General features: G+C 64.6%; 15 protein-coding genes. 8 read left to right on the top strand and 7 right to left on the bottom strand.

Annotated elements, in window-relative coordinates; translation table 11 throughout:
• Nucleotides 1-59: 59 nt before the first annotated feature.
• From VMX79_05020 to VMX79_05035, 4 genes are read right to left on the bottom strand one after another with little or no spacing between them, the layout of a single operon-like run.
• The gene (locus VMX79_05020) at nt 60-467 is read right to left on the bottom strand and encodes an arsenate reductase ArsC (GenBank protein HUV86454.1); all 408 of its coding nucleotides are present in this window, start codon (nt 465-467) and stop codon (nt 60-62) included.
• A 16-nt stretch (nt 468-483) separates the two neighbouring features.
• Nucleotides 484-1938 (bottom strand): MFS transporter, encoded by a 1455-nt coding sequence (locus VMX79_05025; protein HUV86455.1) that lies wholly within the window; start codon nt 1936-1938, stop codon nt 484-486.
• A complete protein-coding gene (locus VMX79_05030; protein HUV86456.1) occupies nt 1935-2843 on the bottom strand; it encodes a CoA-binding protein in 909 nt (302 codons plus the stop codon). The genes VMX79_05025 and VMX79_05030 overlap by 4 nt, the downstream gene beginning before the upstream one ends.
• Before the next feature lies 1 nt (nt 2844).
• Nucleotides 2845-4392, bottom strand: coding sequence for an ATP-grasp domain-containing protein (locus VMX79_05035; protein HUV86457.1), 1548 nt, complete (start codon nt 4390-4392; stop codon nt 2845-2847).
• Between the two features lie 189 nt (nt 4393-4581).
• On the opposite strand from VMX79_05035, the gene VMX79_05040 reads away from it, so the two are divergent.
• The 8 genes from VMX79_05040 to VMX79_05075 are packed head-to-tail and all read left to right on the top strand — an operon-like array spanning nt 4582 to nt 13094.
• Nucleotides 4582-4878, top strand: coding sequence for an RNA-binding S4 domain-containing protein (locus tag VMX79_05040; protein HUV86458.1), 297 nt, complete (start codon nt 4582-4584; stop codon nt 4876-4878).
• Entirely contained in the window at nt 4875-5909 is a 1035-nt protein-coding gene (pheS, locus tag VMX79_05045) for a phenylalanine--tRNA ligase subunit alpha (protein HUV86459.1), read from the top strand. Before VMX79_05040 ends, pheS begins: the two co-directional genes overlap by 4 nt.
• A gap of 4 nt (nt 5910-5913) precedes the next feature.
• Nucleotides 5914-7908, top strand: a complete 1995-nt coding sequence (pheT, locus tag VMX79_05050; GenBank protein HUV86460.1) for a phenylalanine--tRNA ligase subunit beta — start codon at nt 5914-5916, stop codon at nt 7906-7908.
• A gap of 23 nt (nt 7909-7931) precedes the next feature.
• Nucleotides 7932-8258 carry a hypothetical protein gene (locus VMX79_05055; GenBank protein ID HUV86461.1) on the top strand — a complete coding sequence of 109 codons (327 nt, stop codon included), beginning with the start codon at nt 7932-7934 and terminating at the stop codon, nt 8256-8258.
• Between the two features lie 36 nt (nt 8259-8294).
• The gene (gene zapA / locus VMX79_05060) at nt 8295-8585 is read left to right on the top strand and encodes a cell division protein ZapA (GenBank protein HUV86462.1); all 291 of its coding nucleotides are present in this window, start codon (nt 8295-8297) and stop codon (nt 8583-8585) included.
• Nucleotides 8586-8607: 22 nt separating this feature from the next.
• On the top strand, nt 8608-9534 hold the full coding sequence (locus VMX79_05065; GenBank protein HUV86463.1) for an ROK family protein: 927 nt from the start codon (nt 8608-8610) through the stop codon (nt 9532-9534).
• Between the two features lie 37 nt (nt 9535-9571).
• The gene (locus tag VMX79_05070) at nt 9572-12340 is read left to right on the top strand and encodes a hypothetical protein (protein HUV86464.1); all 2769 of its coding nucleotides are present in this window, start codon (nt 9572-9574) and stop codon (nt 12338-12340) included.
• 55 nt (nt 12341-12395) lie between these two features.
• Nucleotides 12396-13094: a hypothetical protein gene (locus tag VMX79_05075; GenBank protein ID HUV86465.1), complete on the top strand. Its 699-nt coding sequence runs from the start codon at nt 12396-12398 to the stop codon at nt 13092-13094.
• 63 nt (nt 13095-13157) lie between these two features.
• On the opposite strand, the gene hisC is transcribed toward VMX79_05075, so the two are convergent.
• From hisC to VMX79_05090, 3 genes are read right to left on the bottom strand one after another with little or no spacing between them, the layout of a single operon-like run.
• A complete protein-coding gene (gene hisC / locus VMX79_05080; protein ID HUV86466.1) occupies nt 13158-14249 on the bottom strand; it encodes a histidinol-phosphate transaminase in 1092 nt (363 codons plus the stop codon).
• Nucleotides 14250-14284: 35 nt separating this feature from the next.
• Nucleotides 14285-18493 carry a tetratricopeptide repeat protein gene (locus VMX79_05085; GenBank protein ID HUV86467.1) on the bottom strand — a complete coding sequence of 1403 codons (4209 nt, stop codon included), beginning with the start codon at nt 18491-18493 and terminating at the stop codon, nt 14285-14287.
• Nucleotides 18494-18523: 30 nt separating this feature from the next.
• Nucleotides 18524-20380 carry a hypothetical protein gene (locus VMX79_05090; GenBank protein HUV86468.1) on the bottom strand — a complete coding sequence of 619 codons (1857 nt, stop codon included), beginning with the start codon at nt 20378-20380 and terminating at the stop codon, nt 18524-18526.
• Nucleotides 20381-20528: the final 148 nt, after the last annotated feature.

Consider the following 20528-nt stretch of genomic DNA (forward strand, 5'->3'; position numbering starts at 1 on the left):
CGCGCTGCCGCGTTATCTTGGGCTTCTCGGCCGTCGTTCACCTCTTGCCCGGCGGTTACCTACGGGCCGTCGAGTTCGTTTAAAAAGGCTTCCACCCGGGCGCGGATTTCGTCGCGCGCGCGGCGGTAATCATCCAAGGCCAGGCGGTACGGGTCGTCTATAGGCCAGTGGAGACGTTTGCCCTCGCCCGGGAAGTACGGGCACAACTCCCGCGCATTATCGCATAGCGTAATAACGTAGTCAAACTCTTCGCCGAGGAATTCGTCGACGCCCTTGGAGCGCTGGTGCGATATGTCCACGCCGGCCTCCGCCATGACCTCCACCGTCAGCCGCACGACGTCGAAGGGGTTCACGCCGGCGGAGTGGGCCTCGAGGCGGCCCGCGCCCAGGCGGTTCGCCCACCCCTCCGCCATCTGCGAGCGGCACGAGTTCCCGGTGCAAACGAAAAGTATTTTTATCTTCTTCATCCGACGAGCTGTTCCGTTATTTCCCGGGGCCGGGCCGAAACCGCAGAAGCCACAGCCGCGCGTCCGCGGCCACGGCGCGCATCATGTGGTGGAAGGGCACCGCCCGCGGTTCCTTCACCCAATACATCGGGAAGTGCGAGACCGCGCGTAACACCGTCGTTATCAGGAAGGCGACCTTCATGTCGAGTATTCGCCACCCGCCGAGCGAGACGTAACGCGGCAGCATCGCGACGAACTGGCCCGAGCCGATGGTCGCGACCAGGCCCCCCGCGCCGGCGACGACGGCGTAGACCGCGACGTAGTTATCCCGCTTGGCCTCCGGGCTCAGGCGGATGATGAGGTTCGTCGTCGCGACCATAGCCCCGCCCCACATCGCGCCCGACGTGACGGCCTCCAGCCAAACCCACCAGTAAAGGTCCGGCCGCATGAAAACGTACACGAACGAGTTAACCGTCGCCATCAGGATAAGGCCCCGGAAAACGGGCTTGTTGCCAAAGCGGTCTATCAGACGACCCCACAGCGCCGCCGTCGCCGCCATCGCGATTATCAAAAGCGAGTTGTATATCTGAACGGCGGTTAGCGACATGCGCAACACTTCGAGGTAGAACGGCTGCCAGAACGGCGCCCCGAAAGATACGGCGAACCACCACCATCCGAAGAAATATACCAGGCGGCGGAAGCGGCGGTCGCGGAGGGGCTCGGCCAACGAGCGGAACGAAAAGCGTACGACCGGCGCCGGGCGGTCGCGCTGCCGCAACAGCAGCAGCGTAGAGGCGAGGCCCGCGACGCCGGCAAAGGCGAATATTATAAAGTAGGCGTACCGTTCTCCCCCCGGGCCCCACAGGCCGCCGGCAACGCCGAACAGGCGGCGAAAGAACCCCGTCAGGCCCGTTTCGCCCCCCGGCACGGAAAGGTCTTTAAAAATGCTGGCGGCGAAGGCGACGACCAACCCCAGCGCCATCATCAGCTGCGTCCGCTTGCCGAGGAAACGGCCGCGGATGCGCTCCGGGACGACGGCGCCGATCCAGCTCGTCCACACGCTGGTCATGACGCCGGTGAGAACTTGCGAGGCCAGGAAACAGACGATAAAGACGACGAGCGCCGCCTCCGGCTCGAGCCAAAGCACCACCGCCGGAATGAAGAAGATTACGCCGCGCGCGGCCGCGCTGGCCGCGACGACCAGCCGACGGCGCGAGCCGCCGAAGAGCGGCAGTAGCACCGGCCCCAATACCTGCGAAAACGCAATGACCGGGCCCGCGGCGAAGATCAAGCCGAACGCCCGGCTCCCGGCGCCCAGGCTTAACGCCAGCGCCGTGATGAACGCCGACCAGGCGCCGGCGAGGTTTAAGAACATCTGGCCGAAGAGGCCCTCGCATACCGAGGCCCGCATGTCCGGTCGGGGCCGTAGTTTGGCTAACGCCGGCGACGCCGGCGTACAAGTCAAACCATCTCTTCGCTTTTCGTCGCTCATACCTCGCCCAGGTCCTTCAAGACTCCCAACGCGTACTCGGCTACCTTATCGTAGTCCTCCACGACTATGGCCCCCGCCTCGCGCAGCGCCTTCACCTTGCCCTCGTACGTGCCGCGGCCGCCCTCGACGATGGCGCCGGCGTGCGAGAAGCGCGTCCCCGCCGTCGCGGCCTTGCCGCCTATGAACGCCACCACCGGCTTCGTAACCACGCCTTCGGAAATAAGCTCGGCGACCTTCTCTTCCTGGCTGCCGCCTATTTCGCCGAACATCACGACGGCCTTGGTGTCGGCATCCTCCTGGAACAACCGAACGACGTCCTGGTGAGGCGTGCCGACGATGGGGTCGCCGCCGACGTGCACGAGAGTGGTCGCGCCGACGCCCGCCCGGCCGAGGTAGTACGCCAGCGACGACGTTATTCCGCCCGAGCGCGACGAGATGCCGACCGGCCCGGGTTTGAACCACTCCCGCGCCGACTCGGGCCGGCCGCCGACCATACCCAGCACGGCCTTGTCCACCGAGAGCACGCCCAACGTGTTGGGGCCCACGTAGCGCGCGCCGGCTTCGCGCGCCGCCGCGTCTATGGCCATCACGTCCCATATCGGTACCCGGTCGGGGACCAGCACGGCCAGCTTGACGCCGCCGGCGAAGGCCTCCAACGCGGCCTCCTTCACCGCGGGCCCGGGCACGAAGACGACCGCCGCGTAGATCTCCCCTACCGCCTCGGCCGCCGCGGCCACCGTATCGAAGACCGGGACGCCCTCCACCTCCTCGCCGCCGTGGCCCGGCGAGACGCCGGCGACAACGTTGGTCCCGTAGCCCTTCATGAGGCGGGTGCGCGCCCGCCCCTCGCGGCCGGTAATGCCGGCGACGAGGACTTTATCCTCTTTACTTACTAAGATTGACATATCAACGCGTCTTCTTCAAATAATCGTCCAACCCGGGGATAGGCAGCGTTATCAGGCCGCCGCCGTTGCCGCGCGCCCGGCACTCCACCTCGCACGCCAGGCACTCGCTACAGCGCCCGCGCGCCGCCTCGTCGGCGCCGATATTCAAGACCGGCCTGCCGTCCTCCAGCGTAAGGATTCGCGGGACGCATTCCGCCACGCATACTTTGGAATCGCATCCTTCGCATCGCGCGTAATCGTAGGAGACGGTCCCGCCCGTAACCGTCTTAAAAGAATAAGAAGACTTATGTTGCACCCGGGGCGGCTTCTCGCGGCGAGCGCCGTAGTCGTAGCCGTCCACGAGCTCGCGCAGTCGCGCCGCGCAGTACCGCGCCGGCGTATCCTTGCCGTAGCACTCCACCGGCGCGGGCAAGTCCTCCGTATATTCGGTCAGTATCCGGATGGCGCGCTCTTCCTGGTTGCCGCCCAGCCGCTCGACGCAGGGGACGTCGAGCCAAACCTCGCGGAAGGCCTTGACCAGGCCCCGGGCGGAGTGGAATTGTTCCTGGCTCGCGACGCCGGAGCCGGAGCCGAAGTAACCGACGAGGTTCCTCTGGGCCAGCAATATGCGTGCCGCGCGGTAGACTTTACTCGCCGGCGGGTTGCCGGAGGTGTCGCAAAAGTCGGCTATCTTAAAACCCTCGGCCAGCGCGGCGTCCATCGACATCATCGAGCCGCCGCCGCCGGCGCCGTGGAACGCGACGTAGCGTTCTTCCCGCTCGAAGCCCTCCGCGAGCTGGACGAAATAAAACGTGCCGCGGTAGTCGTCCTTCTCGACGTTGTAGGCGATGAGGTCCAGCTCGGTGGGCGGCCGGTCGAACTCGCGGGCGACCTCCACGCCGAGCTCCGGGTGCCGGTATACGGCGTAGTCGTCCACCGTAACGCGGCAGTCCGCGGCCACGACCTCGCCGGCGTCGGTCACGACCAGCGGGTTTATCTCCGCCGCCCGGGCCTCGGCGTCGCGGGCGACGCGCCACAGCTTCACCAAGACGTCCGCTACGGCCACGAGCTCGCGGCCCCGCAGGCCCGCGCGCCGCGCCAACTCCCGCGCGTCGTAACCGTAAAGGCCGCGCGCCGGCTCGACGTACATTCTTACCAGCGCCTCCGGGTGGGCGGCGGCTATCTCCTCGACGCCGCTGCCGCCGACGGACGAAAATATGAGGAGGGGTTTGCGGGCGTCGTTGTCGACGACGACCGCGGCGTACATCTCCCGGGCGACGTCCAACTTCCGCTCGACCAGGACGACGTCGCAGCGCTGGCCCTTGAACTTGCGGCCCAATAAGTCGCGGCCGGCGACGCGTTCCGCGGCCATGGCGTTTTCGGCGAACTGGATGCCGCCCACGGCCGCCCGGCCGGTTATGAAGACCTGGGCCTTCAGAACGACCGGCGCGCCGATCTCCCGGGCGATGACCGCGGCCTCGGCGCCGGAACGAACGGCACGTCCCGGCGGGACATCCACGCCCGCCCGCCGCAGGAGCTCTTTACCCTGGTATTCGTATAAACGGGCCATAGTTACGATTTATCCACGTGATAAAATCGACAACGCGGGGCCGCCGCGACGACGCAACGGCGCCAATTATAAGATTATCACGAACGACGCCGCAATAAAAATAAGGGGGAATTGCCGCGCGGCGGCGCGCCGGCCTAAAGTAATTTCGCAATAAGGCGTAGGTTTTCTTTTGACAGGCATTAATATATAATGTTATATTCGCAACGGTCGGCGATGCGGCTCGACAAATTCCTTACGGTCGCGCGGTTGGTGAAGCAGCGCGCACGGGCGAAAGAAATGTGCGACGCGGGCCACGTTAAAATCGGCGGCAAGAGCGCCAAAGCGGGCCGGGACGTCAACGAGGGCGAAACGGTCGAGCTTACGTTCCCGCGCCGGCGCCTGGTCGTACGAGTTGCGACGGTACCGGCGGCGAAATCCGTTTCTAAAGAAGCGGCTCGTACGCTGTACGACGTCATGGCCGAAGAACGGACCGGCGCATTGGAATGACCGAGGACGCGAAAAAATTCTTAGCCGAAGCAACGGCGTTAAAAACCGCGGCCGAGAAAGCGGCGGCCGCCGTTTCCGACCGAAAAGCGCTCGAGCACTGGCGCATAGAATTCCTCGGCCGGAAATCGCCGCTAAGCCGGCTGAGTAAAAACCTTTCCTCGCTGGCTGAGGGCGACAGACCCGCGGCGGGCCAAGCGCTCAACGAGCTCCGGGCGGGCCTCGAGGCCGAGTACGAATCGCTTCAAAAACGGCTCGGCCCGCGAAAAGCGGACGCCGGCGAGGCGCGCATCGACTACACGCTGCCCGGCGTAACACCGCCCATCGGCACGCTTCATCCGTTAACCAAAACCTACTACGAGATAACGGCGTTCTTCGCCTCCCTGGGGTTCTCCATCGCGCACGGCCCGGAGGTGGAGGACGAGTTCCACAACTTCGGCGCGCTCAACTTCCCGCCCGACCACCCGAGCCGCGACGCCCAGGACACGTTGTACGTAAACGACGACTGGCTGCTGCGAACCCACACGTCGCCGGTGCAGATACGGGTAATGCTCGAGCAGCAGCCGCCGCTGCGCGTAATCGTCCCGGGCCGCTGCTTCCGCGCCGACGCGGTGGACGCGTCCCACTACCCCGTCTTCCACCAGGTGGAGGGCCTATTGGTGGACGAAAACGTATCGCTGGGCGACCTCAAGGGGACGCTGGCCGCCTTCGCCGCGTACATCTTCGGCCCGGACACCGGGATGCGTTTCCGGCCGCACTTCTTTCCCTTCACCGAGCCTTCCGCGGAAATCGACGTCTCGTGCGCGGTATGCGAAGGCGAGGGTTGCGGGACCTGCGGCGGCACGGGTTGGCTCGAAATAGCGGGCGCCGGTATGGTCCACCCCAACGTCTTCCGCAACGTCGGCTACGACCCCGAACAATGGGCGGGTTACGCGTTCGGCATGGGCGTGGAACGCATCGCTATGCTCAAGTACGGCATCGACGACATCCGGCTCTTCTACGAAAACGATTTCGCGTTCCTGAAACAATTTTAAAACGATGAAGTACAGCCTGAAATGGCTCCGCGACTACTGCCCGGCCAACGTGCCGGCCGACAAGCTTGCCCGGCAGCTCACGATGGCCGGCCTGGAAGTCGAGTCGCTCGGCCGCGTCGGCGACGACGTCGTCTTCGACGTGGACGTCGTCCCGGTGCGCAGCGACTGCCTCTCGATGGTGGGCCTGGCGCGGGAGATATCCTTCCTCACCGGCGCGCCGCTCACGCTACCGCCGGTATTCATTAAAGAAGTAAACATCCCTAAGGACTTCTCCGTCGACGTGGACCTCGTCGACCGGGACTTGTGTCCCCGCTACTCCGCCCGCGTCGTAACCGATTTGCGCGTGGGCCCGTCGCCGCCGTGGCTCGCCGAGCGGCTGGAGGCGGTCGGCGTCCGTTCGCTCAACAACGTCGTAGACATCACCAACTTCGTGAACTTGGAGACGGGGCAGCCGCTGCACGCCTTCGACGTCGCCCATCTCCGGGGACGCAAACTCGTCATCCGGCGGGCGGCCGCCGGCGAAAAACTCGTCCTCATCGACGGCCGGGAACTCGCGCTGTCGCCCGAAGACCTCGTAATCGCCGACGCCGAGGGGCCGGTGGCGCTGGCGGGCGTTATGGGCGGCCTGGACAGCGAGGTATCGTCTTCCACCGAGGCGGTCGTTATAGAGAGCGCGCACTTCGACCCGGTGAACACCCGCCGCACCGCGCGGCGCTACGGCTTGTCGACCGAGTCGTCGTACCGGTTCGAACGCGGCGCCGACCCCACCGCGACGCTGACGGCGGCGGACCGCGCCGCGGGGCTCACGGCGGAGTTGGCGGGCGGTACCGTACTCGGGCCGCCGGTCGACGAAGGTCAGACCGAGTGGTCGCGGCCGGCTATCGTCCTCCGGCCCGCCCGGGCCAACATGCTGCTGGGAACGAGCCTCACCGGCGAGGACATGGCGGTGCTCCTCCGGCGCCTTTACTTCGACGTGGGGTTGGACCGGATGGAGAACCTCGTTATCTCGGCGCCGTCGTACCGGCGCGACGTGAACGCCGAAATAGACGTAGTCGAAGAAGTGGGTCGGGCCTACGGCTATGACGACGTCGAGGCCACGCTACCCGGGGGAAGGTTGCCGGCGCCGGCGCGCGTCCCGCGCGAGGAGTTGGAACGCGCCGCGCGCGAAGTCCTGACGGCGGCCGGGTTCGCTGAAGTCTACACGCCGAGCTTTACCGACCCCGAAAAGCTCGCGGCGTACGGCCTGGACGCCGCGGCCGCCGTCCGGGTCGCCAACCCGACGGTGAGCCAGTTTTCGCACCTGCGTCCCGCGCTCTGGCCCGCGCTGGCGGAAGTCGCCACCCGCAACGGCCGCCTGGGCGCGCCGTCGGTACTCGTCTTCGAGCTGGGTACCGTATTCGAACCGGGCGAAGAGGGCCGCGTCGTCGAGCGACACCGCCTCGCGGCGTTGGCGGCGGGCGAAGCCGCACCCCGGCACTGGTCGCGGCCGCCCCCCCGCGCCGATTTCTTCTTCGTCAAGGGCGTGGTGGAAGCCCTGGCGCGCCCCCTCGACGTACCGTTGACCTGGCAAGGCGAGAGCTTCCGGCTCGGCGAAGGCGAGGGGAAGTACCTTCGCTTGCCGCTGGAGCCGTTCGGCGAGGGCCACGTCGTCGAGATGGACGTCGCGCCGCTGTACGACCACGCCGCGGCGCCGGGCCGCCGCTACCACCCGGTTTCACGCTTTCCGTCGGTAGTGCGTGACCTGGCGGTAGTAGTCGACGACGGCACGGCCGCAGCGGACGTCGTCGCCGCGCTGCGCGACTCGAGCGAGCTGGCACGCGACGTATCGGTATTCGACGTCTTCGCCGGCGAGGGCTTGCCGCCGGGGCGAAAAAGCCTGGGGATACGAATTCGCTATCAGGCCGACGACCGGACGTTGACCGACGAGGAGGCCAACGCCGCTCGCGAAGACGCGATTAAAATACTAACCGAACGGTTCGACGCAACGCTACGCAGCTAGTAGCCCATCGAGGAGCGAGGTTTATGGACAACCTCGAAAGTCTCGAAGAGAAAGTCATGCTCCTGGTACAAACGGTGCGGAAACACCAGGAAGGGAACGCGCGCTTGCGGGGCGACATCGAACGCAAAGAGGAAGCGTTGGAGGCCGCCGCTCGCGAGAAAGAGGAATTCGCCCGCAAGATAGACGAGTATAAAAAATTCGCCGTCGAGAACGAACAGCTGCGCACCCAGCAACAGGAAGCCCGCACGCGTATCGAACAGATGTTAAGCAAACTGGAAAAGTTCGAAGAAGAGTTGGAACGAGGCGAAAGCGGCCAAGCGGAACTAATGCCCGGAGAAGAAGGCGAATAGCGCCCTAGCCGCCGGCCGGAACCGACGGGGGTCGATATGGCGCAAGGCAAACAAACGACAAAGGTTACCATCTTCGGCGTCGAATACTCGATTACGAGCGACCGCAATCCCGACGAAGTACGCCGGATCGCGAAGTTCGTGGACGACAAGATGTGGGAGATCTCGGAGAACAACAACCTCATCTCGACCGAGAAAGTCGCCATACTCACCGCCCTGAACATCGCCGAAGACTACCTCCGAACCCTCGAGCAACGAAAGCGCGAAACGGAGCGGGTCGAACGTAAGACGTCGAGCATCATTAAATTAATCGACGAATCGCGTACCTAATGCGGCGCCGCACATAAAGGCTTTGCGTACGTCGGCGCGCTACACGTTGGGCATCGACCTCGGCGGCACTACTACGTCGCTGGCGGTAGTCGATGCCCGAAACTATGTCGTCGAAGAACAGAGCTTTCCCACTCGGGCCGAGGCCGGGTTCGACGACGTCTTGCGTAGGATGTGCGAGGCCGCGGCGGCGGCTTTAGAGCGATATCCGTGCGTCGCGGTAGGAGTAGCCGCGGCGGCCCAGGTCGACGCCGAAGCCGGCACGCTGGTCGCCTCGCCTAATTTGCGATTCGCGAACGAACCGTTGGCGGCCCGGCTTCGAGACGCCTTGGGACTACCGGTTATTTTGGAAAACGACGTCAACGCCGCGGCGTACGGCGAATACCTGGCGGAGGCCGAAGCCCGCGAGCCGCTACTCGCGGTATTCGTCGGCACCGGTATAGGCGGCGGCCTCGTCGCCGGCGGCGAGGTATTCCGGGGCGCGGACGGCTTCGCCGCGGAAATAGGCCACGTACCGGTCGTGCCGGCGGGAGGCGAACCGTGCGGATGCGGCCGGCGGGGATGCGTGGAGGCGTACGCCGGCGGCTCGGCCATCGTGCGACGCGCCAATACCCGGCGCCCGCCCGAAGCCCCGGCCTTCGCCGACGTCGACGGCGTCGCGGCGGCGGCCGCCGCGGGGGACGCCGGAAGCCGGGCGATTTTGGAAGAGGCGGCCGACTATCTGGGCGTAGCGCTAGCCGCCGCCGTAAACCTCCTGAACCCGGGTACGCTGGTCGTGGGCGGCGGCGTCGCCCGGGCGTGGCCGCCGCTGGTACCGCGAGCACTCGACAGGATGAAAGAGTCGGCGCTGCCGCCCGCGCTCGCCTCGCTGGCGACGCGCGAAGCGTTGTTCGGTACGTGGGCCGGCGCGATCGGCGCCGCGGCGCTCGCCCGGAAATCGGTTAAGCCGTAAAGGGCGGGGCTGGCCGCGGTTGCCTCTCGTCAATATAATGCGTAAATTATTCCTAACAGCGACGGCGCTTTCGCTAATAACCGCGACGGCAGGGGCGTACACCTACTTCGGCAAGAATAAAGTACAATACTACGGACACGATTGGCAAATCATCAAAGGGGACCACGTCGACCTCTACTTCTACAGCGCCGAGCGCGAGTTGGCGGAGCGCGCCGTCGGAATGGCGGAGGAGACGTGGGAGTACCTCTCGGTACGCATGGCGTACACCCCGCGCGAACGCGTCCCGCTAATAATCTACAGCTCCCACAGCGAGTTTCAAGAGACCAACATCCTGCCGTACATCCTGCCCGAAGGGGTAGCCGGCTTCATAGAGCTGATGAGGCACCGCGTCGTGATACCGTTCGACGGTTCGTATCTCCGCCTCCGGCGGGTCATACGCCACGAGATGGCGCACTTCTTTATGTACCAGAAACTCCGCGACGTCTACAAAAGGCACAACAGGTACGACTACGGCCAGCCGCCGTTCTGGTACGTCGAGGGGTTAGCGGAATACATGTCGACGGATTGGGATAGCTTCTCGGAGTCGTTCCTGGCCGACGCCCTCTATAGCGATGCGCTCGTACCGCTCGAGGAATGGCGTAGCATCGCCGGAACGTACCTGGCGTACAGGGAAGGCGAGGCCGCGCTGCGCTACCTCGCCGAAACGTACGGCGAAGATAAAATCATGAAAATAACCGACGAGGGTTGGCTCGACCGCGATTACGACGAAGTAATGGACCTCGTTCTGCCGGTCCCATTCCGCGAGTTCGACGAGGACTGGCAGCGTTGGCTCCGCAAGCGTTACTGGCCGCGCTACGCCGAACGCACCGAGCTACGCGCCATGGGCGAGGAGTTGTCCGAAGGCCCGGGGATGAGAAGCGGCATCGCCTGGCTGGACGAACGGCGCCTGGCCTTCCTCTCCGGGGAAGAAGGTCACTCAAGCCTGTACGTGATGACGGTCGAAGAGGACGGCCGGAGCGCCGAGGTCCGCAAGCTCGTCGCCGGCGAGGAATCGCCGTCTTACACCGTCGTGCACGTTTACCGCGAACGGCTCGGCACCTACGGCGGCCGCTTCATAGCGTTCGCCGCGCGCGCCCACGACCAGGACCGCCTATACATATACGACGTCACGCGCGGCAAAGTCGTGGAAAACTACGAGTTCGAGGACCTCATCGTCCTGGGCTCGCCGGCCTTCTCCCCCGACGGCGAAGAGATCGTCTTCCGCGGCCTGGCGCGCCGGGGACAGGCGGACTTGTACGTCGTAACGCGCGCCACGGGCGAGCGGCGCGCGCTGACCGACGACCCGGCCGACGACGCCTACCCCTGTTGGACCGAGAAGGGAATAATTTTCGCCTCCGAGAGAAGCGTCGCCTCGCGTAAAGACTATTACAACCTTTATCGCCTCGAGCCGACTACGAACGAGGTCGAAAGGCTCACCGCCGGCCCGTGGCGAGACCTCTACCCGAGCGCCGACGACGACGGCAACATCTATTTCGTCTCCGACCGCGGCGGCCGGTACGACGTGTACCTTTGGGAGGGGAGTAACGGAACGAGGTCGTTGTCGAATTCGCTGACGGGGGTGACGGAAGTCGCGCCGCGGCCCGGCGGCGCGCCGGGCGAGGTATCTTTCATCGGCCTCGCCGACCAGAGCTACAACATTTACCTGGGGACCCTCGAGCCGCAAGGCCCGGGCGAAGGGGAAGTAGCGGAACCCGCCGCGCCCGAACCCCCCATAGCGCTGCCGGTAAATAGCTTCCCCGTCCGAGGTTATAGAACCACGTTCGCCCTCGATTACTTCGCGGGCGCCGTAGCGTACGGGCCCGAATTCGGAACCGAGACCGGCATCGTGATATCGTTCACCGACGTCCTGAACGACAAGAACATCCTGGTCCAATTCGGCAACGACGCCAACACCGCGGACGAGTTTCTGGAGCGCACCAGCGTGGGCGTCGACTACTACGACCTCAGCCGTCGCGTGGGCTACGGCGTAGGCGCCTTCCGCTACGTCCAAGACCGATTCGACTATTTACACGGTACGGCGGGCCGCTATTATACCGAGACGCGCGCCGGCGGCGGCGCTACGCTCGTATACCCGCTGGACCGGTTCCACCGCGTCGGCGGCAGCCTGTACCTCTACGAGTTGGAGCGGACGTGGGAGATATCCGCGCCGCCCGAGGTGGGCACCAAGGTCTCGCCGTACCTCTCGGGGGCGCGGGATACCTCGCTCTGGTATGGCGACGGTCCCGTCGACGGCCAACGGCTCCACCTAACGGTAGGCTTGACGGAAGACATCAGGCGGCGCCGCCGCGACTACTTATACCTGTTGGGAGACCTGCGCCATTACTTACGCACGACGCGCACGCAGGCCTTCGCGTTCCGCGGCATCTTCGTGGGGACGTTCGGGCCGGACGCGAGGCCGGTGTACGGCGGCGGCAGCCTCTCCATGCGGGGGTACAAATGGTTTGACTTCCGCGGCCACCGCTTCGCGATGTTCAACGCCGAATACCGCTTCCCCATACTGGAACCCTTCGGCCTCCACACCGCCATCGGAACGGCGCCCATGCCGCCGGTGCGGGGGGCGCTATTCTTCGACGTCGGTGAGGCGTGGGACGAAAAATTGGGACGCGTACGGGGCGGCTTCGGCCTGGGGCTGCGGGTTATCCTGTGGGGATTCCTGGCGCTGCGGACGGACCATACCGTACTTACCGACTTTGAATCGCTGGGCCCGTTCGTGCCCATAAGATTCTTCATCGGTTGGAGTTACTGACGCTTGACGCGGTCGCGGCCATCGGTTATAATTAATCCACACAAAGGAGTGGAAGATGAAGCTTAAAGCTTTCGTTACGTTATGCATAGCGGCGGTCCCCGCGTTAGCGCTGGTCAATTTCAAAGGCGGCTATACGTCCACCCTGGGCGAGCTGGGTGAACGGTATACCGGCGGCCTGGGCGTCATGATGGAGCTGGAGATCGGCCTGCCCGGCCCGCTGGCCGTCGTGCCGATGGGCGGCTACACTCAGCTCGGGCAGGATAAGGAATTTACGGACCTGCTAAACGAATACATTAATGAATATTGGCCGCGCCCGCTTCCCATCCCGGAACAGCTGCGCGAATTGGGCAAGATAAACTCCAGCATGTTTTATTTCGGCGGCGGCCTGCGTTTCTACGCCATAAAAAACTTAGCGGTCAAAGTACACGTCGAGGGCGGCGCCGGTTATTACTACCGCGATATGGAAGCCCAGGGCGTCCCACTGTCGCTCATCGCCGCCGCCATCCCGGAATTCGAGGAATTCGAGGAAGCGGTGAAACCTGAAAAGGGCGCCGGCCTCCACGCCGACTTCGGCCTGGAACTCTTCCCCATATCGCCGGTCGCGCCCCAGGTGGGCGTACGCTACATCCACGCCTTCGGCATCGGCCGTACTCGTATAGACGAATTTATGGCGGAAAACATACCGGGGTTTAAAGCGTCCAAAAGCAAGGACGTGGACATGTTCCTGTTCTACGCAGGCCTCGGGATTTTTTAATATTAACCGTAAAAAATTTACCCGGCCGCGGAGGCCGGGTTTTTATTTAGCGCGTTTTCCCGCTCACTTCCCTAATACGGTCGCCAGCGCGCGGAGGAAGGCGTCGTTCTCCTCGGGCCGCCCGACCGAGACCCGCAGCGCGTTCGGAAGGCCCCAGCCGGCCATAGGGCGGACGACGACCCCCAGCTTCAACAATCCCTCGAATACCGGCGCGGCCTCCCGTTCCAAGTCGACCAGGACGAAGTTAGCCTCCGACGGCACGTATTTCGCGCCCAATTCTTCCAGGCCGCGGTAAATTTGCTCGCGGCCGGCGGCGACCATCTCGCAGCTGCGCGCGAGGTGTTCGTCGTCTTCCAGCGCCGCGACGCCGGCGACTTGCGCCAGCCGGTTGGCGTTGAAAGGCTGGCGGATGCGGTGCATCGCGCCCACAAGTTCGGCGTCCGCGGCGCCCCAGCCCAACCGCAGGCCGGCGAGGCCGTAGTTCTTCGAGAAGCTGCGCAACGCCATCACCGGCCGCCCGGCCCTCACGTAGTCGAGCGCGTCGGGGTAGTCCTTCGCCGTTACGAAGTCGAAGTACGCCTCGTCCAGAACGACGAGCACGGTATCGGGCACGCGCTCGAGGAAATCGTCGACCTCGGCTCGAGTCACTATGGTCCCGGTAGGATTATTGGGGTTGGCGATTAACACCACCCTGGTTTGCTCGTCCACGGCGTCGGCCATCGCCGGCAAGTCGAACCTGTAATCCTTGAGGGGTATCCCGCGGAATTCGGCGCCCATTATTAAAGTCCCGATCTTATACATAATGAACGACGGGTGCCCGGAGACGACGTTGTGGTCCGGGCCGGCGAAGGTCTTGACGACGAGCTCGATGAGGTCGTTGCCGCCGTTGCCCAGCACGATCTGGTCGAACGCCAGGTCGTATTTTTCGGCGATGGCGTTCACGAGATAGTAACCCGAGCCCTCGGGATATTCGTGGACGCCGGCGAGCGCCTCCGTCATCGCGGCTATGGCTTTGGGGGACGGGCCGAGGTTGTTCTCGTTGGAAGCGAGCTTGATGACTTTCTCCAGGCCGAGCTCGCGCTGCACCTCGGCCACCGGCTTCCCGGGTTTGTACGGTAAGATCTGGTTTATAATTTCGCGGGGCTTGATGTTCAAAGCGGATGCCTCCTTCGAATAACAGAGAACCGCGTTTATTCCGTGATGAACTCTTTCGCTTCGGCGAGCGCGGGCTCGAGCTCCATCGCCCGCCGCGCCGCCGCGGACGCTGCTTTCCGGTCGCCCAGATTATAATACGCCTTCGCGCGCAACGCGAGAACTTTAGCCGAATGTGCCGGGTCGTCGACGGCGTCGAGCTCGGCGAGGGCGTCGCGGTAACGACCGGCTTCGATATAGACGTCGGCGAGGAGGATGCGATAAGGGGCGGCGGTGGGTGCCGCGGCCCGCGCCCGCTCGAGATAGGGCACGGCCGCCGCCGCCCGGCCGTGCGTGCGATAATAGAAACCGAGGGCGGCGTTGGCTCCCGGCGACGCCGGCTCGAGCGTCACGGCCGCACTCAAGAGGTTCAGGCCCTTTTCGGTTTCCCCCGCGGCCAGCGCCAGCTCGCCTAACCTTTCATACAACGCGGCGTCCGCCGGGTCCTTCTTCAACGCCGCCTCCAACACGCGGCGCCGTCCGCGGCCTTCGCCCCGCCGCTTAAAGTAGTCGTCGTAGGCCAGCGTGATGGGCGAGCCCAGGCCTTCGCGGATGACGCCCTCTCGGTACGTCCGCTCCGCCTCGTCGAAGCGCCCGAGTTCTTCGCAGGCGGCCGCCAACGCCCGCCGGGCCCACGTCGAATCCGGGTCGACCCGCACGGCATCCCGCAACAACCGCAAACCTTCTTCGGCGCGGCCTAGCCGGCAAAGCTCCTCCCCCCACACGACGTACGGCTCGAGGTCGAAGGGATTTAACCGGCGGGCTTGCGCGTAGTACGCCGCGGCCCCCTCTAGGTCGCCTTGCGCCAAAAGCGCCGCCGCGTACCGCGACGCCCACAGCGACCCGGTCGGAATTCGCCGCCGGGCGCGCTCGAGGGAAGCCGTCATTTCGTCGAAACGGCCCTCCCCGCCGTAAAGCCTCGCCTCCGCAAGGTACGTTACGAGGTCGCCCGGGTATTCCTGCTCGAGCGTCCGAAGCCGCGTCATACTCCCGGCGAGGTCGCCGCCCCGCTCCGCTATCTCCGCCCGCCGCCGCCATAGCGGTAGGTCCCTCGGCACGCCGTCCCCTTCCAGAAGCTTAAGAGCTTCGTTCTGTAAACCGCGCCGCTGGTAGAACTCGGCCGACGCCGCCAACAGGCCGACGTCGCCCGGGTAACGCGTCAACCCCTCGCGATACCTGGTAAGCGCCCTTTTGTAGTCCCCATAAAATTCTTCGGCGTACGCGTACGCGGCGAAAGCGGCCGGCGACGGCTGCCGAACGTACGGCAACCGCGGCCCCCTCGCGCCGCCCCCGGCCAGCTTTGCCAGCGCGTCGCACTTCAACGTTCCCGTCACGGCTCGCCGGAGGAGCCCCTCGCGAACGCCCGCCGCCCCCTCGACGAGCAACGCCAAAGCCCGCGCGTAGTAGCGACACGCGCCGCGGCCGTCGCCGCCTGCAAGCAAGGCGTCCGCCAGCTCGAGGTCCCACACGGCCTTTTCCTCGGCCAGCGCGTAATAACGCAGCCGTTCGGTCCCCGCCGTACGGGGCACACCCGGTCGCGGGAGCTGTACGCGCAGCGTTTCCGTCAGGGCTTCGAACGCGGCCGCTATCTCGGGCAACGCCGACGTTTGGCCGGCGTCTTCGGCCAACAGCGCCATCCCCAAGAGGGACCGCAGCTCCCACCTCCGCTCTTCGACGTCGGGGCGCTGCGCCGGGAAGAACGCGAGGCCGACGCCGGGGTCGTCCGCGGGTATAACGGCCAACGCCTCCAGGTCGCGGAAAACGGCGTTGGATTGCAGCCGCGTCTCGGCGTAACCTTCGCCCAGCCGGTACGCCGCGGCGCCGGCTATCCTGCCGCCGGCACCGTCGAGGGCGAACCGCTCGCGGAATCCTGCGGCGTAGACGTCCTCCAGGCAGAGGTCGCGCCGGTACGCCGCGGGCACGCCGGCGACGAACCGGGGGAACGACCGCGCCTCGTAACCCCTGACGCCGCAGAGCGAAAAGGCTATCTTTTCCCGGAGGCCGCGGTCGGCGTCGCGGGGAACGACGCGTAAATAGGTGCGTCGCGCGCCGCCGGCATCCGACGACGCGAACGCCGGACCGGCCGCCAGCCGGGGGTCGACCAGAACCGCCTCCGTGAGCGCCCGGCGGGCTGCGGCCGTTTCGCCGCGGCTAGCCAGTACGAGGGCGTACGGCGTCTGGTGCGCGCCGCCGACCAAGCCGGCGGGGTCCGCTTCCACCGCCCGGGCGAGGTAGGCCAACGCGCGCTCGTCGTCGCCCAGAACCCAAGATAATAACCCGCACCGCTCGGGGTACGCCGCGTTACCGCGGGAACGGCCCGCCGCGGCCCGGTAGGCGTCGAGAGCTTGCCCGAGGTCTCCCCGGCGGTCGGCGAGATGGCACTCGGCAAGGCGTTCGTACGGCGTCGCGGCCCAGGGCGCGAACACGGCCGCGCGCTTGAAACACCCGACGGCGCCGTCGAAATCGCCCGCCCTACGCCGCTCGGAGCCCCGCGCCAGGTCCTGTTCCGACGCCGTCGCCGATAAACCCAACACGGTGCCGATTACCAATAATAACGAAAAGGCGGCGGCGAGCCACGTCGGCGCCGCGGCCCCCAAACCGCGCCGTCGTATGCCTCCCTCGTAAATCGCCAAGCCCACGAAAACGATAATAGGAACCGGCGAGAGTCCGCCCAGGCCGAAGGCCACCGTCAATATCGCGCCGGCCCCCACCAGGCTCGCGCTCACCATTCCGAAGAAAAACCGGTCCCCTTCCAACCTCACCAGGTTGGCGCCCGCCCACACCGCCGTCTGGACCACGATGAAAAACGCCACCAACCCCAAAAGGCCCATCGTCCCGGCCACTTCCGCGATTACGCTGTGGCTCCGGCCCACGAGGTATTCGGGCACGGCCACCAGCTCGTTTGGCGACAACGCGCGCGCTTGCCCGACCCACGCTAAATCGGAGCCCAGGCCGACGCCCGTTAGAAGGTGGTCGCGCAAAGCGTCGAACGCCACTTTGAACGTCACGAGGTGCGTGGTGTACGCCCGCGGGTTCAAGAAGCGAGCCGCGCCTCCCGGGAGTACCAGCACGACCAGTAGAACTAAAATTACGAGAACGACCGCCGCGGCCGAGGCCAACAGCTTCAAATTCATTCGGCGCTCCGGCCCCCAAAACGCGAACGCAAACCACACGACCACCAGCAGCCCCAGGACCCCCGATTTCGACAGCGTCAGCGCCGGCACGGCGATCGAGAGGGCGACCTGGGCCCACAACAACCAACGGGGCGCCGCGGGCCGGGCCGACTTGGCGCTAAGGATTAACAGCGGCAGCGCGGCGACGAAGTACGTGCTGATGGCGTTGCGCGAAACCCCCATCGTCCAGAACAGGTTCTCCTGCGGGATGTTGGGCGGTATCCACCGCCAAACCACCGCGAACTTGGCCGCCAGCGCTACCTCGAGGACGACCTCGGTCAGTAATATCGCCCACACCAGAGCGGCCGGTATAACGAGAACGTCCGGGGCCTCGAGCTCGCGGGCGAGTATTACGAATATCAGGAAACCGTTGGCGAGGAAATATACGGTCCGGAAGCTGCCTCCCCAATCCTGCGACCACAACAGGCTGGCGAGGGCGGCGACGATAAAAATAATTAAAGCCCCGCCCACGTACGAGAGGCGAGACCTGCCGCCGGTCGAGGATTCGCTTTGGAAGAAAAACACCGCCGCGGAAAAACCGAAAAATACGCCCCATCCGCCGGCGGCGAGCTTGAACAATTGGCCGTTTACCGCGGCGAGGACCAGAAGGGCGAAGAGGCTCCACGGTAGGAGGTCGCGGCCGCTGAGCCAATAGAAAGCGCCGACGGCGACGACCAGTAGAAAAATCACCAGGTATAACGGCGGCCAGTTGGGGAGGGCGGCGTACGTGTTCGCCACGGGAAGCGACGCCATGGCCCGGCCGACGATGGACGCCGAAGCGACCAGGCCCGAGATAAAAAAAGCCGCCTCGCGCGGCTTTAAAATACCGGGGGGAACGAAGCCTTTAGTGTTTAACCAATTCTGGACCGCTACGAACACCAACACCGCGGCGAACGCCACCGCGGCCCATCCGTAGAGGCCCAGCACCGAGACGGGCCCGGCGGCCGTGAAGTCCAATATTAAAACGCATACAGAGAAAAGTAGAGCGAATGGTATCGCGAGCGGCCGCTTGAACACGCCCCACCTCGACTTCACTTCCCGGGCCGCGCGCAAGCGGAGAGAGCCTTACGTCCCGGCCCCGGCTTGTCGTAGTCGGTAGCTTACCGCGGCCAACGTAATGCCGAGGACCAGCGAGACGAAAAGCACTATTAAGACGATACTCACGGGGCCCGGGCCCTCGGGCTTAGTCGGCCTTAACGGGGGTACTATAACGGTGGTCGGCTGGGAGAAGACCGGACTTCGCGTCTTGATATAAGTGTCGACGTAAACCTGCTGGAAGAGGGCCAGGCTCGAGATGGCGTACGGGTTCTCCTCGTACGGTATCGACCGCGAAAAGAGGGAATACGCCTGCGCCCCGCCCGAATACTCGGTCTCCTCGTCCGGGGGATAAACCGTCAGGCCCGGCGCCAAAGCCGACGGCTCCAGCCCTATCGGCGCCCCGGCCAGCCGGTCCATGACCTTCTCGAGGTCGCCGAGGTAACCCTCGAACATCCGATGCGTCTTCTCGTAATCCTCGCGGTCGGCCTCCTCCAGGAGCTGGGCCAAGTTGGTCGCCAACGCGTAGCAATCTTCGGGCGACTCCGCTTTGACGGCGATCCTCAGCTCGCGGGTAAGGCCCTTGGTGGGCGTCATAACGAGCTCGGCCTCGACCATATCCTGGAGTTCGAAGACGTCGTATTTTCTACTTAACCGGTTGGAGAGCTCGTTCAAGAACCAATGCGACGTACACTGTTCTTCTATTATCATCGGGCTATGGAGCCAATGGTCGCCGACGATACCGGTCGATATGACGAAGTCGGTCTGATATTCGCGAGGTTTGGCAAGGCCGTAAATTAAACCTAAAATTAAACCCAAAACCAACGTGACGCCTACTATCCACGCCTGGCTCCGGAATATCCGCCAGTAATCGGGGAGCGTTAAGTTCCGTTGTTCGGGCAAGCGATTTACCTCTGGGCGTCGTACCGGCGGCGGCTCCCGGCCGGCCGGCTCAGGCGCCGCGGTATTCGGCGTCGGCTCGGGAGTCGGCGCCGGCTCCGGTTCTACCGCCGGGGGCCACTTTTTTTTTTCGTCCTCGGCCGGGGCACGCGCGTCGCGTTCCTTACCTGAGGGCCGGTCGAAGAAAAACGCGATTATTACGCCCAACGCGAAAGATATGGCAAAGGCCAGCAAGATTATACGGCGGCGGTTCGGGCCTGAAGGCGTTCCGGGGGGTATCGGCTCCACCTTAATCCGCGTCGGGGAAGTGTATATCTCCTTGCGGAGTTTATTCCGCAAATCGTACGCTATCTCTTCCAGGTGAAGGACGTAACTCTCCTTCTCCTCGATGTAACTGGCGAGGTACGATAACTCCACCTGGTTAACGCGGCCGGTGGCCATCAGCCGCGTAATACCCTCGTGGCCGCGGTTAATCTGCGCGCGGATCTCGGCCATCCTCTCGTCGAGCTCTTTCAGGTAACCGGCGCTGACCGCAACCGATTCTTCGTATACCTCTTCGTGCTCGGCAACCGCCTCGTTTAAAATGCCCTTGGCGAACTTGGCGCTCTTCTCGGGGTCGTCCGATTGAACGGTTATTTTTATCCCTCGCGTCAACGGCCGGTCCCTGCTCTCGGCGAAGATGGATTCGATTTCCACCATATTCTGAAGCTGGGCGGGCGGCTCCTTCATGCCCAGTTCGCGACCCACTTTGGCCAAGAAAGGTTTACTCCAGATGCGGTCGATCACCGTGGGCGGGGCCTCGATCGGGTACTCCATCACGCGGCCTACCTCGAGCGTCGCCTCGACTCTATAGGTATTCTTTAACGTAACGGCGAAAACGACCGCGGCCACCGTAACGACTAAGGGGACGCCGATAACGACCTTGTACTGCCGTCTCAACGTCTGAATGATGTCCGAAATCGTGAATTCCTGGCTGCCGTTTGTCATATTCTTACCCGATGCGGAAGGCGCCGAGCGCCGGGTGTAAAAGACCTATAATTTTAAGCCGAAACTACCATATAGCCGCAACGGTGTCAATAATATTTTAATAAAAAGGCCGCCCGCAGGCGGCCTTTCGCCAACTACCCAGGCGCGT

The organism is bacterium, from assembly GCA_035529855.1.
GTDB lineage: Bacteria > RBG-13-66-14 > B26-G2 > WVWN01 > WVWN01 > WVWN01.